The sequence below is a fragment of the Streptomyces fungicidicus genome, assembly GCF_003665435.1.
In the GTDB taxonomy this organism is placed as follows: Bacteria; Actinomycetota; Actinomycetes; order Streptomycetales; family Streptomycetaceae; genus Streptomyces; species Streptomyces fungicidicus.
This window is the reverse complement of the sequence record NZ_CP023407.1, coordinates 3,149,139-3,164,450: the sequence shown is the minus strand read 5'-3', so window position 1 is coordinate 3,164,450 and position 15,312 is coordinate 3,149,139. Positions and strand designations below refer to the sequence as shown.

Below are 15,312 nucleotides of genomic sequence, written 5' to 3'. Positions count from 1 at the left end.
TGCCAACCCGCCCCCCAGGTGTTTACGTGGTGAGGACATTCCGGGATTCCCCGTCACGGAGGTGTACACCATGGCAGACGCCGCACCGCGGCTGAAAGGCATCCTCGAACAGCTGATCGGCACACCCCTGCCCGTCCGCGTCCGCGCCTGGGACGGCTCCCAGGCCGGCCCCCCGGACACCCCGACCCTGGTCGTACGCAACCGCCGCGCCCTGCGCCACCTCCTGTGGAAGCCCGGCGAGCTGGGCCTCGCCCGCGCCTGGGTGGCCGGCGACCTCGCCGTCGAGGGCGACCTCTACACGGCCCTGGACCGGCTCTCCGGCCTCATCTGGGAGCGCGACGAGGAGACCCGCACCCTCACCCGGTCCCTGCGCGACCCCGGCTTCCGCTCCGCCGTACGCGGCCTCCTCGCGCTCGCCGGAAGCCCGCTGCCGCCCGCCCCGCCCCCCGAGGAGGCCCGCCGCCCCCGCCGCGGGCTGCACACCCGGCACAGCGACAGACGCGCCATCAGCCACCACTACGACGTCGGCAACGACTTCTACGAACTCGTCCTCGGCCCGTCGATGGTGTACTCCTGCGGCTACTGGCCCGCCCCGCCCCCGCGGGGCACCCTCGAACAGGCCCAGCACGACAAGCTCGAACTGGTCGCCCGCAAGCTCGCCCTGGAGCCCGGACGGCGCCTGCTGGACGTCGGCTGCGGCTGGGGCTCCATGGCCGTCCACGCCGCCCGCGACCACGGGGTGGGCGTCGTCGGCGTCACCCTGTCCCAGGAGCAGGCCGCGTACGCCCGCAAGCGCGTCGCCGACGAGGGCCTGACCGACAGGATCGAGATCCGCGTACAGGACTACCGGGACGTCACGGACGGCCCCTACGACGCCATCTCCTCCATCGGCATGGCCGAGCACGTCGGATCGCGGCGCTACCTGGAATACGCCACCGCCCTGCACCGCCTGCTGAAGCCGGGCGGACGGCTGCTGAACCACCAGATCGCGCGCCGCCCGCAGCGGGACGAGACGACGTACCGGGTGGACGACTTCATCGACGCCTATGTCTTCCCCGACGGCGAACTCGCCCCGCTGGGCAGCACGGTGACCCTGCTGGAGCGTGCCGGCTTCGAGGTGCGCGACGTCGAGTCGATCCGTGAGCACTACGCGCTGACCCTGCGCGGCTGGGTGGCGAACCTGGAGTCCGGCTGGTCCCGCGCGGTGGCCCTCACCGGCCCCGGACGGGCCCGGGTCTGGCAGCTCTACATGGCCGCCTCCGCCCTCGCCTTCGAACGCAACCGCATCGGCGTCAACCAGGTCCTCGCCGTCAGGACCCCGGAGTCCGGCGCCTGCGCCCTCCCGCTGCGCTCCCGCACCTGGAACTGACTCGGCACGGCCACGGGCCCCGCTCCACCCGGAACGGGGCCCGCGTCACCGCCTCGGGCCCGTTGCGAAAGTGCCGTCTGCCGGGCGACGGCACTTTCGCAACGGGCCCTGGGCCGCTACTCGGCCTTGATCGCCTGCAGCATGTTCAGCCGGGCCGCCCGCCGGGCCGGCCACAGCGCCGCCAGGACGCCCACCAGCGCGGCCAGCAGCAGGAAGATCCCCATCCTGGCCCACGGCAGGACGAGTTCGTACGTCGCCATCGAGGTCCCCACCAGCTCACCTGCGGCCCAGCCGAAGAACACGCCGAGACCGATGCCCAGCACCCCGCCGAACAGCGAGATCACCAGGGACTCCAGCCGGACCATCCGCTTGATGCCCTTGCGGTCCAGGCCGATCGCCCGCAGCACCCCGATCTCCTGGGAGCGTTCGAACACCGACATCGCCAGGGTGTTGATCACACCGAGGACCGCCACGATCACCGCCATCGCCAGCAGGCCGTAGACCATGTTCAGCATCAGGGTGAACATCTTCGCGATCTCGTTGGAGAGGTCCTGCTTGTCCTGGACCTTGATCGCCGGGTTGGTGCCGAGCGCCTTCTCCAGCGATTCCTTCGCCGCGTCGGAGGTGCCGCCCGCGGTCTTCACCATGACCATCATGTCGGCCGTCTCCGACTGGTGCGGGGCGAGGGTCGCGGTGTCGATCATGATGCCGCTCATCAGCTCGTTGGGCTGGTAGACCCCGGCGACCGTGAGCTTCTGCTTCTCGCCGTCCGCGTAGGCGACGGTGAAGGCCGACCCGGCCTTCCAGCCGTACGACGTCGCGGTGTCCTCGTCCACGACGACCCGCGCGCCTCCGACCTCGAAGGCGCCTCCGAGGACCGGGAACTCGGTCAGCTCGCCGATCGTGCCGCCGTTCACGCCGGTCAGGTACTCGCTCCGGCCGTCGATGCGGGCTTCCGCGTTGCGCAGCGGGCTGGTGGCGGTGACGTCGCCGGCCCCCTTCAGCTTCTTCTCGACGTCCGGCGACAGCGGGCGGCCGTTCGCCATGGACACCATGTAGTCCGCCTCGACCGCGGAGGCCGCCATCTTGTCGATGGAGTGCTGCAGGCTGCCTGCCATCACCGTCATACCGGTGATCAGGGTGAGTCCGATCATCAGCGCGGACGCGGTGGCGGCGGTACGGCGCGGGTTGCGCACCGAGTTCTGCCGGGCCAGCTTCCCGGAGACCCCGAAGACGCGCAGCACCGGGGCCGCGGCCGCGATCAGCGGACGGGACAGCAGCGGGGTCAGGATGAAGACGCCGATGATCAGCAGCACCGCGCCGAGCCCCATCGGGGCCTGACCGTCGGAGCCGCTCATCGTCGTGGCCGCGAGGACCACCGCGACACCGGCCGCCGAGAACAGCGCGCCCAGCGTGTTGCGCAGCACCAGCGACTTGGTGGTGGCCGTGGCGTGCACCGCGCTCATCGCCGCGACCGGCGGGATCTTCGCGGCCCGGCGGCCGGGCAGCCACGCGGCGAGCATCGTCACCAGGATGCCGACCACGAACGCGGAGGCGACGGTGCCCGGGGTGACCACGAGCGGCCCGTCGGGCATGGGCGCGTCCAGCGTCCCCATCAGGGAGCGCAGCCCCGCGCCGATGCCGACACCGGCGAGCAGTCCGGCGACGGCGGCGACCGCGCCGACCACGAAGGCCTCGATCAGCACCGAGCGCGTCACCTGGCGCCGGGAGGCGCCCACCGCGCGCATCAGGGCCAGCTCCTTGGTGCGCTGGGCGACCAGCATGGTGAAGGTGTTGGCGATGATGAAGGTGCCGACGAACAGCGCGATGCCGGCGAACACCAGCAGACCCTGCTTGATGCCGCTCATCGACGAGGCGATCGCCTCCGCCTGGTCGTCGGCGAGCCGGGTGCCCGTCGTGGTCTCCACGGCGTCGGAGGGCAGCGCCTTCTTCAGCTGGGCCTCCAGGGCGGTGTCGCTGACGCCGTCCTTCGCCTTCACGTCGATCTCGTCGAAGGTGCCGGCCTTGCCGAACAGCTTCTGCGCGCTCGCCGTGTCGAACAGGGTGAGGCTGCCGCCGGCCGCGACGTTGCCGTCGTCGGTGGTGAAGATCCCGGTGATCTCCGGCTCCATGACGGGACCGTCGACCGACATCCGTACGGTGTCGCCGACCTCGTAACCGGCACGCTCCGCCGTCTCGGAGTCGATGAGGATCTCGCCCTCACCCTTCGGCGCCCGCCCGTCGGCCAGCGGGTAGCGGGGGTCGTCGGCTCCCCAGTAGTTGCCGCCCTGCGACTGGAAGCCGTTGCCGAGCAGCTTGCCGTCCTTGCCGGCGAGGGCGGTGAAGCCCTCGACGACCCCGATGGCCCGCTCGGCGCCGGGCACCTTCGCGCTGTCGTCGACCAGGTCGCGGGTCAGCTCCCGGTACTCGCCGACCTTGTCGCCCTCGGCCTCCCTCCACTGGGGGGTGACGGCGACGTCGACGTGGTCGAAGCCCTTGGCGGACTGCTTCTGCAGGGCGTCGGAGAGGCTGTTGGTGAAGACCAGGGTCCCCGACACGAAGGCCACGCCGAGCATCACGGCGAGCACGGTCATCAGGAGCCGGGCCTTGTGCGCGGACACATTGCGCAAGGCGGTACGGAACATGGGAGTCTTCTCGAGTCCAGACGTGCGGAGGCGGGGGAGGGGCGGGTGCGGGAGCGGGGTGTCAGCTGGTGCGGCCCTTGGCGTCGAAGCCGGGGGTCCGGGGGTTGCCCCCAGGGAGATTCCGCATGCGGTCGAGCACCGAGTCGGCCGTCGGTCCGTGCATCTCGTCCACGATCCGGCCGTCGACGAGGAAGACCACCCGGTCCGCGTAGGCGGCGGCCACCGGGTCGTGGGTCACCATGACCACCGTCTGCCCCAGCTCGCGCACGGAGTTGCGCAGGAAGCCCAGCACCTCGGCGCCGGAGCGGGAGTCGAGGTTCCCGGTGGGTTCGTCGCCGAAGATGATCTCGGGCCGGGAGGCCAGCGCCCGCGCCACGGCGACCCGCTGCTGCTGACCGCCGGACAGCTGCGAGGGCCGGTGGCCCAGCCGGTCCGACAGCCCGACCATCCGGATCACGCTGTCCAGCCACTGCCTGTCCGGCTTACGGCCCGCGATGTCCATCGGAAGGGTGATGTTCTCCAGCGCGGACAGCGTCGGGAGCAGGTTGAACGCCTGGAAGATGAAGCCGATCTTGTCCCGGCGGAGCTTCGTCAGCTGCTTGTCCTTCAGCGATCCCAGCTCGGTCTCGCCGATGCGCACCGAACCGGAGGAGAAGGTGTCGAGCCCGGCCACGCAGTGCATCAGCGTGGACTTCCCGGAGCCGGACGGGCCCATGATCGCGGTGAGCTCGGCCTGCTGGAAGGCGACGGAGACCTGGTCCAGGGCGACCACCCGGGTCTCTCCCTGGCCGTAGATCTTCGAAAGCTCCGTGGCGCGCGCGGCCACGGCGGTGGTCCGGTCGGCGAGGGATGCGGTGGTCACGGGTGAACACTCCTGTCGGGGCGACGTGGTCCCGGGAACGGTTCCGGGGACAGTGACCATCGTTCCGCCCGATCGCCGCCGTGGAGTCAGCCGCTGCTCCCGTTCCGGGGGGCGACTCGGGACGGACCGCCGGGCGCGCCGTCATACCTCAGGATGACGGCGGGCCCTGAGACCGGGGGAGCGCGGAACAGGTGGAGCACCCCTGTTCCGACGGTGAAATTCCGTCATTCCGCATGCATGACGGATCGTCACTTGTAAGGCTGTGGGCATGTGCTGTCGGCGTGTTCACGGTGCTGATGCACCATCAGGCGCCAATAAAATAAGACAAGATCGGCCCCTCCGGTCCCTGCGGGCGGGAGGGCCACCGATAGGCTCGGGACCTCGATGCGGAGCCCACGGCCTGCCCGGATGGTGGAATGCAGACACGGCGAGCTTAAACCTCGCTGCCCCTGAGCGGGCGTGCCGGTTCAAGTCCGGCTCCGGGCACCTTCCCTCCCCTCGCGCGAGGTCGCGGCGCACCCCCGAACGGCGGCGCCCGGGACGAGGAGAACCTGCATGGACGACAGCACCTGGGACCGGGTGCAGTGGCTGCGCGGCTGGCTGGACGAGAACGCCGCCCCCGTGGCCGACGACAGCGCGAAGCTGCTGCGCGTGCTCAAGATCGGCGAGGAGTTCGGCGAGGTCGCCGAGGCCCTGCACGGCGTGATGGGCGCCAACCCGCGCAAGGGGGCCTCCCACACCTGGGACGACGTCACGACGGAGCTGTGCGACGTCGCGGTGACCGTCCTCGTCGCCCTGGCGTCGTGCGCGGACGACCCGGCGCGGCTCCTCGACGAGCGGCTCGACCACCTGGTGCGCAGGGCGCTGCCGGAGTAGCCGCGGCCGCCGGCTCACCGGTCCGGGGGAACGGGTTGATCTCCGGTCGGTTCCGGGGAGGTACCGGGTCGGTCATGGTTCGCCGCCGCCCGGTGAGGGGAATCACCCGGCCGCGTAGCGTGTTGGGGAGCACGACGAGGGAAAGATCCTTCCCAAGCAGTAGGGTAATCCTTTGCCTACCTATTACTCTTGAGCCAAGGCCGCGCCGTGTGGCCATGGAGGAGTGAAATGAGGAGCAGTAACCCGGTCTTCTCGCGACGGGGGTTCGGCCGCGACAACGGCTACGCGGGCTTCAACACCGCGCCGCAGGCCGGGGGTCCCGCAGTCGCCACGCAGGCCAACCCGTACGCGCAGCCGACGGGCAACCCGTACGCCCAGAACCCTTACGCCCAGCAGGACCTGCAGTACGGCGCACCGCCGCAGGCGCCGGCCTCCACGGGCCGGATGACCATCGACGACGTCGTCATGCGCACGGGCACCACGCTCGGTGTGCTCATCGTCACCGCCGCGCTCGCCTGGGCGCTGCTGCCGGTCGACGACGCCAACATCAGCCGGTCCTACGGCATCGGCATCGGCGCCGCGCTGATCGGCATGGTCCTGGCGCTCGTGCAGTCCTTCAAGCGCAAGGCCTCGCCCGCGCTGATCCTGACGTACGCCGCGTTCGAGGGTGTCTTCCTCGGCGTGATCTCCAGCATCGTCGACAACCGCATCGCCGAGGGTGCGGCCATGCAGGCGGTGATCGGCACCATGGCGGTCTTCGCCGCCGTGCTGGTGGCGTACAAGGCGGGCTGGATCCGCGTCAACCGCCGTTTCTACGGCTTCGTGATGGCGGCCGCGCTCGGCTTCATCCTGCTGATGGCCGTGAACCTGCTGTTCGCGGTGTTCGGCGGCGGTGACGGCCTCGGCTTCCGCAGCGGCCCGCTCGGCATCGTCTTCGGTGTCGTCGGCATCCTCCTCGGCGCGTGCTTCCTCGCCCTGGACTTCAAGCAGGTCGAGGACGGCATCGCCTACGGCGCGCCGCGCGAGGAGGCCTGGCTCGCCGCCTTCGGCCTCACGCTGACGCTGGTGTGGATCTACATGGAGTTCCTGCGGCTCATCTCGATCCTCAACAGCAGCGACTAGCGGACCGGCAGTACCGCGGCGGTGCCGCGGCAGTACGGACAAGGGCCCCGGGTTCACCCGGGGCCCTTCGTCGTGGCGGCGCGCTAGAGCAGCTTGCGCGCAGCCCTTCTCAGGTCGTATTCGTGGACGATCGCCTTGGCGTGGCCGTACGCCAGGTCGTACTCGTGGCGGAGCCAGCTGACCTTCTCCTCGAAGCGGAAGAGCGCCGGGCCGTCCTCGACGGTGCGCAGCCAGTCGGAGATCTCACGACCGGTGCAGTGCGGAATGCGGGCGAGCATGTTGCGGTGGGTCTCGGCGGAGAAGACTTGGGACATCGGCGCCTCCGGACGTATGGGATGTAAGCCGGTCCTTCAGGTCACCGTGCCCGAGGGTTCGCCCGTTGGCAACAGTCCTGCCGCGCCGCGTACGCTCACCGCGTGGTTGATACGACGCCCTTCATCCGTGCCGTGGATCATTTCGCCGACCGGCTGCGGGCCGCGCCGCAGAGCCGGCTGCAACGGGGAGGGGCGGCCGAGGCGCTCGCCCTGGCCAGGGAGCTGGCGCGGCGCACCCAGCGCGTCGAGGAGCCGGGCACCGAACTCCGTGAGATGCCCGACGCGGGCATGTTCGCCGCCGCCGACCAGATCACCGTGGCCGGTCACGACCTGGCGCTCGTACTGAAGGACGAGGGCGAGGTCGAGGAGGCGGTACGCCTGGTGGAGGAGGCGCGCCGGCGCGCCGGGGTCTAGCCGGTCCGGACCGGACTAGAGGGACGCGATGACGCGGTCCGCGAGGATGTAGACGTTCTCGTCGCCGCAGGCGAAGGTCAGCGTGTACGCCCCGGAGATCCCGGAGCCGCCGAGCAGGAACGGGGTCTCGCCCGCGACCAGCGCCGCGGCCAGGCGCTCCGAGGTCTCGCGGTGGCCCGGCGTCATGCACAGCGTCGTACCGTCGGCGAAGACGTAGACGTCGAGGGTGCCGAGCGGGCCCGGGCGGACGTCGGTCAGCTCGGTGCGGGAGGCGGCCAGCTCCTCGAGCGTGGACACCGTCCGCTCGTGGTCGTTCACCACCGGCGAGGGGTGCGGGACGAAGTCGGGGTGCGAGGGGTGGCGGCGGCGGGCCGCGGCCAGCTCGGGGGAGTCCCCGGGGTGGTCCTCGGTGTCGGCGCCCGGCTCGGTCACCGGTTCCAGGCCCACGAAGTCGGCCTGCCGGGGCAGGAACAGCTCGCTGTCCGCGAGGCCCAGCAGGGACGGCGCGTCGGAGGCGTCACGCGCCTCCTGGGCGGCCCAGAAGGCCCGCGCCTCGGCGAGCTCGCGCTCCCGCTCCTCGGCGAGCGCCTCCGCCACCGCGGCGCGTATCTCGTCGGCCCCGGCCGAGCGGGCGGGGGGAATGTGCGCGCGCGTGGCGGCGGCGTGGTTCCCGGCGAGCTCGGAGTGCAGGGCAGCGACCTGCCGGCGCAGCACCATGATGCTGCGCAGGACGGCGACGCCCACGGCGCCGGTGGCGGCCGTGGTGACCAGCAGGGCGATCGGCATGGCGCTCACTGACGTACTCCCGGTTCAAAGTCGACCCCCGACTTACTACATCAGCTTGAAGGGTGGACTAACCATCTGTCAGTGCGTAACGTCACGAAACGGACAGTCCTTTGGTGGTGCGCCCGAACGGGTGCCCGTGCTGACCTGCGCGGATTCCCTCCGCGAGCGAGATAGGTCACATCCTGGGGGAGATTGGATCACGGAACGGCCCGACCCCCGGAGGTTCCGGAGAGCCGGGCCGTTGTCTCACGGACCGTGCCGCGACGGCTACCGTGCGGTGCTCAGCTGAGGCGCTCGACGACCATCGCCATGCCCTGGCCGCCGCCGACGCACATCGTCTCCAGACCGAACTGCTTGTCGTGGAACTGGAGGGAGTTGATGAGCGTGCCGGTGATGCGCGCGCCGGTCATGCCGAAGGGGTGGCCGACGGCGATGGCGCCGCCGTTGACGTTCAGCTTCTCCAGCGGGATGCCGAGCTCGCGGTAGGAGGGGATGACCTGCGCGGCGAAGGCCTCGTTGATCTCGGCCAGGTCGATGTCGTCGATGGTCAGGCCGGCGCGGGACAGCGCCTGCTTGCTCGCCTCGACCGGGCCGAGGCCCATGATCTCGGGGGAGAGGCCGGAGACGCCGGTGGAGACGATCCGGGCGAGCGGGGTGAGGCCGAGCTCGCGGGCCTTGGTGTCGCTCATGATGACGAGCGCGGCGGCGCCGTCGTTGAGCGGGCAGCAGTTGCCCGCGGTGACCAGGCCGTCGGGGCGGAAGACGGGCTTCAGACCGGCCACGCCCTCCATGGTGACGCCCGCGCGGGGGCCGTCGTCCTTGGCGACCACCGTGCCGTCGGGGAGCGTCACCGGGGTGATCTCGCGCTCCCAGAAGCCGTTCTTGATGGCTTCCTCGGCGAGGTTCTGCGAGCGGACGCCGAACTCGTCCATGTCCTGCCGGGTGACGCCCTTGAGCCGGGCCAGGTTCTCCGCCGTCTGGCCCATCGCGATGTACGGATCGGGGACCAGGCCGTCCTCGCGCGGGTCGTGCCAGGTCGAGCCCTCCGACTCCGCGACGGCGGCGGTACGGGCCTCGGCCTCGGCGAACAGCGGGTTGCGGGTGTCCGGGAGGCTGTCGGAGTTGCCCTTGGTGAAGCGGGAGACCGTCTCGACGCCGGCCGAGATGAAGACGTCGCCCTCGCCGGCCTTGATGGCGTGCAGGGCCATGCGGGAGGTCTGCAGGGAGGACGAGCAGTAGCGGGTGATGGTGCAGCCGGGGAGGTGGTCCATCCCCATCTGCACGGCGACCACGCGGCCGAGGTTGTTGCCCTGCTCGCCGCCGGGGAGGCCGCAGCCGAGCATGAGGTCGTCGATGTCCCTCGGGTCCAGCTCAGGGACCTTGGCGAGGGCGGCCTGGATGATCGTGGCGGTCAGGTCGTCCGGGCGCAGGTCCTTCAGGGAGCCCTTGAAGGCGCGGCCGATGGGGGAGCGGGCGGCTGAGACGATCACGGCTTCGGGCATCACGGCTCCAAGGGGGTGGTGGTCGGGTGACGGAGGGCATACCGGTGGGTTGGTGCGGGCTCCCTGGGAAGTTACCCGGCCGTATGAGCGGGGTCACGGGTCCCGCGCTGTGACATGGACCGCAACTGTCTAAGCGCTTGCTTTTCCCGCTGCGGTGCCTGGGGAGGTGTTCGCGCGGCACGACTGCCCGCGGAGCGGGGTGGAGCTGCCCGCGGCGGGCGGACGGGGCTACGTGGGCTGGGTCGAGGGGGCGGGTTCGGGTTCGGGGAGCCTGCGGCGGCGGCGTCGCTTGAGGAGGGCCCACGGGCCCCGGGGCCCGGACGGCATCGCCGCCGTGACCTCCGTGCCCGCCTCCTCCGCCGCCTCCGCGGCCGCCCTGGCGACCGGCAGGAACCCCTCCCGGCGGGCGGCGTCCGGCCGCTCCTCCTCCGCCGGCCACAGCCCCAGCACCGCGCCCACCGTCGGCAGCACCGCCATCGCGGCCGTGGCGTACCCCTCCACCGAGGGGTGGTAGTTGTCGGGCCCGAACAGCTCCCGCGGGTTCGCCGCGAACTCGGGACCCAGCAGGTCCCCCAGCGACACCGTCCGCCCGCCCTGCTCCACCGCGCCGATCGTCTGCGCCGCCGCCAGCTGCCGCGAGGCCCGCCGGGCCAGCCAGCGCAGCGGCTGCCGCACCGGCTCGATGGTGCCCAGATCGGGGCACGTGCCGACGACCACCTCCGCGCCGGCCGTCCGCAGCCGGCGCACCGCCGAGGACAGATGGCGCACGGAATGGGCCGGCGGCATGCGGTGCGTGACGTCGTTGGCGCCGATCATGATCACGCAGACGTCGGGCACCCGGGACGGGTCCGCCAGCGCCAGCGTCACCTGCCGCTCCAGGTCGTCGGAGCGGGCCCCGGGAACCGCGACCGTGCTCAGCCCCACCGGGCGCTCCGCGATCGCCGCGACCCCGGACGCCAGCAGCGCCCCCGGCGTCTGCCCGGCCCGGTGCACGCCCTGCCCCGCGGCCGTGGAGTCGCCGAGCATCGTCAGCCGCAGCGCGGGCTCACCCGGCACCGTGTAGGACGCCCCGTACAGCCCGTCCGCGTTCGGTACGTGCCCGGACGCGCCGTTGCCCACCCGGCGCCGCGCCAGCTGGGCCTCGGCCAGCAGCAGTCCCACCGCGGCCGCCCCGGCCAGGCCGATGCCCCCGCCGCCGTATGCCGCGCCGGCCGCGATCCGCCGGGCCACCCTCGCCCTCGACAAGCCCGTCATCCCTCGCCGCCACCTCCTCGAACCCGTACACCCACTCCTTGCCCCGTACGGACCGTGCTCCAATCCCGACAGGGAGTGAACGACCCGGCCGGGGCGTTGACAGGCGAGGGCCTAGGCTGGCCTCACCACTACGACCTCTTTTGCAAGCATCCGGAGACAACGGTGCAATTCCACGACTCGATGATCAGCCTCGTCGGCAACACCCCGCTGGTGCGGCTCAACAGCGTGACCAAGGGCATCAGGGCCACCGTCCTGGCCAAGGTGGAGTACTTCAACCCGGGCGGCTCCGTGAAGGACCGCATCGCCCTGCGCATGATCGAGGCGGCGGAGAAGAGCGGAGAGCTGCAGCCGGGCGGCACCATCGTCGAGCCGACCAGCGGCAACACCGGGGTCGGGCTCGCCATCGTGGCCCAGCAGAAGGGCTACAAGTGCATCTTCGTCTGCCCCGACAAGGTCTCCACGGACAAGATCAACGTCCTGCGGGCCTACGGGGCCGAGGTCGTCGTCTGCCCGACCGCCGTGGACCCCGAGCACCCCGACTCCTACTACAACGTCTCCGACCGGCTGGTGCGTGAGACGCCGGGTGCCTGGAAGCCGGACCAGTACTCCAACCCGAACAACCCGCTCTCCCACTACCACTCCACGGGCCCCGAGCTGTGGGAGCAGACCGAGGGGAGGATCACCCACTTCGTGGCGGGCGTGGGCACCGGCGGCACCATCTCCGGGACCGGCCGCTACCTGAAGGAGGCCAGCGACGGCGCAGTGAAGGTGATCGGCGCCGACCCCGAGGGCTCGGTGTACTCCGGCGGCTCCGGACGGCCGTACCTGGTGGAGGGCGTCGGTGAGGACTTCTGGCCGACCGCCTACGACCGTGACGTCGCGGACGAGATCGTCGCCGTCTCCGACAAGGACTCCTTCCAGATGACCCGCCGGCTCGCCAAGGAGGAGGGCCTGCTGGTGGGCGGCTCCTGCGGCATGGCGGTCGTCGCGGCCCTCGAGGTGGCGGAGCGGCTCGGCGAGGACGACGTGGTCGTCGTCCTCCTCCCGGACAGCGGACGCGGCTACCTCAGCAAGATCTTCAACGACGAGTGGATGGCCGACTACGGCTTCCTGGAGGACTCCGGCACCAGCGCCCGGGTCGGCGACGTGCTCAACGACAAGGAGGGCGGCCACATCCCCTCCCTGGTCCACATGCACCCCGACGAGACCGTCGGGCAGGCCATCGAGGTGCTCCGCGAGTACGGCGTCTCGCAGATGCCGGTGGTCAAGCCGGGCGCCGGCCACCCGGACGTGATGGCCGCCGAGGTCGTCGGCTCGGTGGTGGAGCGGGAGCTGCTGGACGCGCTGTTCAGCAAGAGCGCCTCGCTCGACGACCCGCTGGAGAAGCACATGTCCGCGCCGCTGCCGCAGGTCGGCTCGGGTGAGCCCGTCGCGGACCTGATGGCCGTGCTGGGCAGGGCGGACGCGGCGATCGTCCTCGTCGAGGGCAAGCCGACCGGTGTGGTCAGCCGTCAGGACCTGCTGTCCTTCCTCGCCCAGAGCGGGAAGTGACGGGGCTCCGGTCCGGCCTCCGGTGAACCCGCGGTGAACGGCCGGGCCCCGGCGCGTTCGTGATCTTCGCGGACTTCGCGGAAGTGGTACGAGCGCGTCACGTCCGCGCAGCACTCGCTTAACACGGGTCCGGCAGATTGGTGGGTGTCGGCGGGACGGGAGCGGCTCCCCGTTCCGGCCGGCGGCCAAACGGCGTCGAAGGACCTCCGGAGCGGCTCCCGGACCTCCATGGACGCCTCGGACGCGGCCTGCCTCAACGGGCGCGCGTCCCTCGCGGGGACCGCCGTCGTCCCGCCCCCCGGCGACGGGGGTGCGGCGGTCCCCGCGCAAACGGCCTCAGTCCTCCCAGTCACCGTCCCGGGAGGACTTCCCGCGTCCGAACAGGCCCGGGTTGGTGCGGGCGGCCTGGACGACGTTGACGCCGACGATGCCCGCCCAGGTGACCATCAGGCCGGGCAGATTGCCGACGCCCCCGCCGATGGCGGACAGCGGCACCGCCAGCACCAGCGAGACGATCCCGAAGCCGAAGCGCTCCGCCCAGCTGTCCGTGGCCCTCGGCGACCGGGTGTCCCGGGCCACCGTCATCTGCTGCTCGGCGAGCTGCCGGCGCACACGGCGCTCCACCGCGCCGTCGATGCGCTGGTCGACCTTCTCCAGGAACGAGTCGACCAGCGCGGACTCGTACTCCTCGCCCAGCTCCCTGCGGGCCTGCAGGGAGGCGTCGAGTTCCTTCTTCAGCTCGGTGTCCCGCGCGTCCATTCCGGTCATGCGTCCCACGGTAGGCAGCCGGGAGGCCGGTGGCACTGGGGGTAACCCCCGTTGTCGGCCGGGGGTTCGCCGCGCCGTGACGGGCCGTCCTACGCCTTGCACATCTTCTCGTCGGCCCGGGACTGATCGACGCCGTCGACCTTGTTCGGCGGGGCGACGGGGACGCCGGCCTTCGTGAAGTCCGGGCCGAGGGTGAGCGTCATCGGCGTCGCCTCGCCGGCGTCCTCGGTGCCGGGCTTCAGGGCCGAGGCGGGCAGGCCCATCAGATCGGCGAGCGCCCGGGCCTGGTCGGCCTGGTCGGGGCCGTACTCCAGCCGGGTCTTCTTGACCTCGGCCGGTGCGTTGCCCTTGTTGGTGGACCTGGCCACGCCCTCGTCGGTCTGCAGCCAGACCAGGGTGTCCTGCGCGGCGCCCTGCGGGCCGCCGCCGTTGAAGACGTCGACGCGGATCGCGGACTCCTCCGCCCGCGGGCCCTCCAGCAGCTCGGCCTGCTTGTCCTTGGCCTTCTTCGCCTTCTTCTCGACCTCGGTGAAGGAGACGTCGTTCTGCAGCATGCTGAAGACCTTCGGGGCCTTCTCCGGGTCCAGGACGACGGTGACGGGCGTGGGCTCCGCCGGGTTGTCCTTCACCGGCACGGTCATCATGGTGATGTTCTTCAGGTTGATCTTGCCGAGTTCCCTGGCGAGGGTGAGCAGCTTGCCGGGGCTGCCTATCCCCTTGTCCACGGTGAGGGACTTGGTGGCCGCGTCGGCGACGTCGAGCATCTTCGACGGGCTGTTGAGCGTGTCCTCCTTCAGCTGGCGGATCATCGACGCGACGAACTTCTGCTGCATCTCGATCCGGTCCAGGTCGCTCTCGTTCTTCAGCCCGTGCCGGTTGCGCAGGAACGACAGGGCGTCCTCGCCCTCGACCGTGCTCTCCCCGGACGGCAGATCGAGTCCGGAGCCGCCGTCCAGGTCCTTGATGGGCTTCTCCAGGCACACCTTGACGCCGCCGACCGCGGTGGACAGCGTCTTGACCGCGTTGAAGTCGAACATCATGAAGTGGTCGACCTCGAGGTCGGTGATCCCCTCGACCGTGAGCATGGTGCAGCCCGGGTCGCGGCCGTTCACACCGTAGGACTCGTTGAACCGGGTGGGAACCGTCGAGCCGGGGATGTCCTTGCTCGAACCGTCGGACTGCCTGGAGGTGCAGTCCGGGATCGTGGTCATGAGGTCCCGGGGGATGCTCACCACGGTCGCGTTGGAGCGGTCCTCCGCCACGTGGAAGAGGAGCGTGGTGTCGGCGTGGCCGGTGACGTTGGTCCGGTTGCCGTAGGCCTCGTTGCCCTCGCCGGTGCGCACGTCGTTGCCGATGATCAGGATGTTGACCGGCCCGTCCGCCAGGACCTTGTCACTGCCCACGTCACCGATGTCGACGGTGTCGATGTTGCCGTACAGGCGGTCGTACCAGTAGTACGCGAACGCCGAACCGCCGACCAGGACCAGGCCCAGGGCGCCTCCCGTCCACATCAGCGCCTTCCTCCTGCCGCTCCTCTTCTGCTTGCGCTTGCGGCGGCCGGCGCCGGCCGTGTCGTCGCCGTCCGGAGCGGGGGCGGGGGCCGGCGGGCGGCCCCGCTGGGCGGGGACCCGGGGCGGCGCGGCGGAACCGGGGCGGGGGGCGCTGCGCGGGCGGGGCGCCCCCGGCCGCTCCGCGGAATCGTTCAGCCGCAGCTCGTAGTCCCCGGTCTCCGGATTCAGTACCCACTGGTCCGCAGGATCGGTTCCGTCCGCCTGCCCACGACTCTGCGCGTCCACGCCTGCTCCAGCCTCCGTCGGGTGCCACATGGGCCGCCTGCGCCTCAAGGCGC

General features: G+C 71.3%; 13 protein-coding genes and 1 tRNA gene. 6 read left to right on the top strand and 8 right to left on the bottom strand.

Translation table 11 applies throughout. The annotated features are described in order from the left end of the window. Nucleotides 1-70: 70 nt before the first annotated feature. Entirely contained in the window at nt 71-1,369 is a 1,299-nt protein-coding gene (locus CNQ36_RS14185; protein WP_121546275.1) for an SAM-dependent methyltransferase, read from the top strand. A gap of 116 nt (nt 1,370-1,485) precedes the next feature. Here CNQ36_RS14185 and CNQ36_RS14180 read toward each other — a convergent pair whose 3' ends face one another. Both CNQ36_RS14180 and CNQ36_RS14175 read right to left on the bottom strand, forming a co-directional pair. Beyond that, nucleotides 1,486-4,014, bottom strand: coding sequence for an ABC transporter permease (locus CNQ36_RS14180; RefSeq protein ID WP_121546274.1), 2,529 nt, complete (start codon nt 4,012-4,014; stop codon nt 1,486-1,488). A gap of 61 nt (nt 4,015-4,075) precedes the next feature. Beyond that, on the bottom strand, nt 4,076-4,876 hold the full coding sequence (locus tag CNQ36_RS14175) for an ABC transporter ATP-binding protein (RefSeq protein ID WP_121546273.1): 801 nt from the start codon (nt 4,874-4,876) through the stop codon (nt 4,076-4,078). Nucleotides 4,877-5,278: 402 nt separating this feature from the next. On the opposite strand from CNQ36_RS14175, the gene CNQ36_RS14170 reads away from it, so the two are divergent. From CNQ36_RS14170 to CNQ36_RS14160, 3 genes are all read left to right on the top strand, one after another. Then, nucleotides 5,279-5,362, top strand: a tRNA-Leu gene (locus CNQ36_RS14170). Between the two features lie 69 nt (nt 5,363-5,431). Beyond that, nucleotides 5,432-5,752 carry a MazG-like family protein gene (locus CNQ36_RS14165; RefSeq protein ID WP_004930463.1) on the top strand — a complete coding sequence of 107 codons (321 nt, stop codon included), beginning with the start codon at nt 5,432-5,434 and terminating at the stop codon, nt 5,750-5,752. A 228-nt stretch (nt 5,753-5,980) separates the two neighbouring features. Beyond that, the gene (locus CNQ36_RS14160) at nt 5,981-6,874 is read left to right on the top strand and encodes a Bax inhibitor-1/YccA family protein (protein ID WP_121546272.1); all 894 of its coding nucleotides are present in this window, start codon (nt 5,981-5,983) and stop codon (nt 6,872-6,874) included. Nucleotides 6,875-6,957: 83 nt separating this feature from the next. On the opposite strand, the gene CNQ36_RS14155 is transcribed toward CNQ36_RS14160, so the two are convergent. Continuing rightward, the gene (locus CNQ36_RS14155; RefSeq protein WP_004930470.1) at nt 6,958-7,188 is read right to left on the bottom strand and encodes a DUF4287 domain-containing protein; all 231 of its coding nucleotides are present in this window, start codon (nt 7,186-7,188) and stop codon (nt 6,958-6,960) included. A gap of 102 nt (nt 7,189-7,290) precedes the next feature. On the opposite strand from CNQ36_RS14155, the gene CNQ36_RS14150 reads away from it, so the two are divergent. Then, the gene (locus CNQ36_RS14150; RefSeq protein WP_121546271.1) at nt 7,291-7,602 is read left to right on the top strand and encodes a hypothetical protein; all 312 of its coding nucleotides are present in this window, start codon (nt 7,291-7,293) and stop codon (nt 7,600-7,602) included. A 15-nt stretch (nt 7,603-7,617) separates the two neighbouring features. Here CNQ36_RS14150 and CNQ36_RS14145 read toward each other — a convergent pair whose 3' ends face one another. The 3 genes from CNQ36_RS14145 to CNQ36_RS14135 form a co-directional block, all read right to left on the bottom strand. Beyond that, entirely contained in the window at nt 7,618-8,397 is a 780-nt protein-coding gene (locus CNQ36_RS14145; protein WP_121546270.1) for a hypothetical protein, read from the bottom strand. Nucleotides 8,398-8,669: 272 nt separating this feature from the next. Next, complete coding sequence (locus tag CNQ36_RS14140) at nt 8,670-9,890, bottom strand: acetyl-CoA C-acetyltransferase (RefSeq protein WP_121546269.1); 1,221 nt, start codon at nt 9,888-9,890, stop codon at nt 8,670-8,672. A 228-nt stretch (nt 9,891-10,118) separates the two neighbouring features. Continuing rightward, nucleotides 10,119-11,144: an SGNH/GDSL hydrolase family protein gene (locus CNQ36_RS14135; protein ID WP_121546268.1), complete on the bottom strand. Its 1,026-nt coding sequence runs from the start codon at nt 11,142-11,144 to the stop codon at nt 10,119-10,121. Nucleotides 11,145-11,306: 162 nt separating this feature from the next. On the opposite strand from CNQ36_RS14135, the gene CNQ36_RS14130 reads away from it, so the two are divergent. Beyond that, on the top strand, nt 11,307-12,695 hold the full coding sequence (locus CNQ36_RS14130; protein WP_121546267.1) for a cystathionine beta-synthase: 1,389 nt from the start codon (nt 11,307-11,309) through the stop codon (nt 12,693-12,695). A gap of 336 nt (nt 12,696-13,031) precedes the next feature. Here CNQ36_RS14130 and CNQ36_RS14125 read toward each other — a convergent pair whose 3' ends face one another. After that, the gene (locus tag CNQ36_RS14125) at nt 13,032-13,454 is read right to left on the bottom strand and encodes a hypothetical protein (RefSeq protein WP_163013415.1); all 423 of its coding nucleotides are present in this window, start codon (nt 13,452-13,454) and stop codon (nt 13,032-13,034) included. 98 nt (nt 13,455-13,552) lie between these two features. After that, the gene (locus CNQ36_RS14120; RefSeq protein WP_121546265.1) at nt 13,553-15,259 is read right to left on the bottom strand and encodes an LCP family protein; all 1,707 of its coding nucleotides are present in this window, start codon (nt 15,257-15,259) and stop codon (nt 13,553-13,555) included. Nucleotides 15,260-15,312 lie beyond the last annotated feature (53 nt).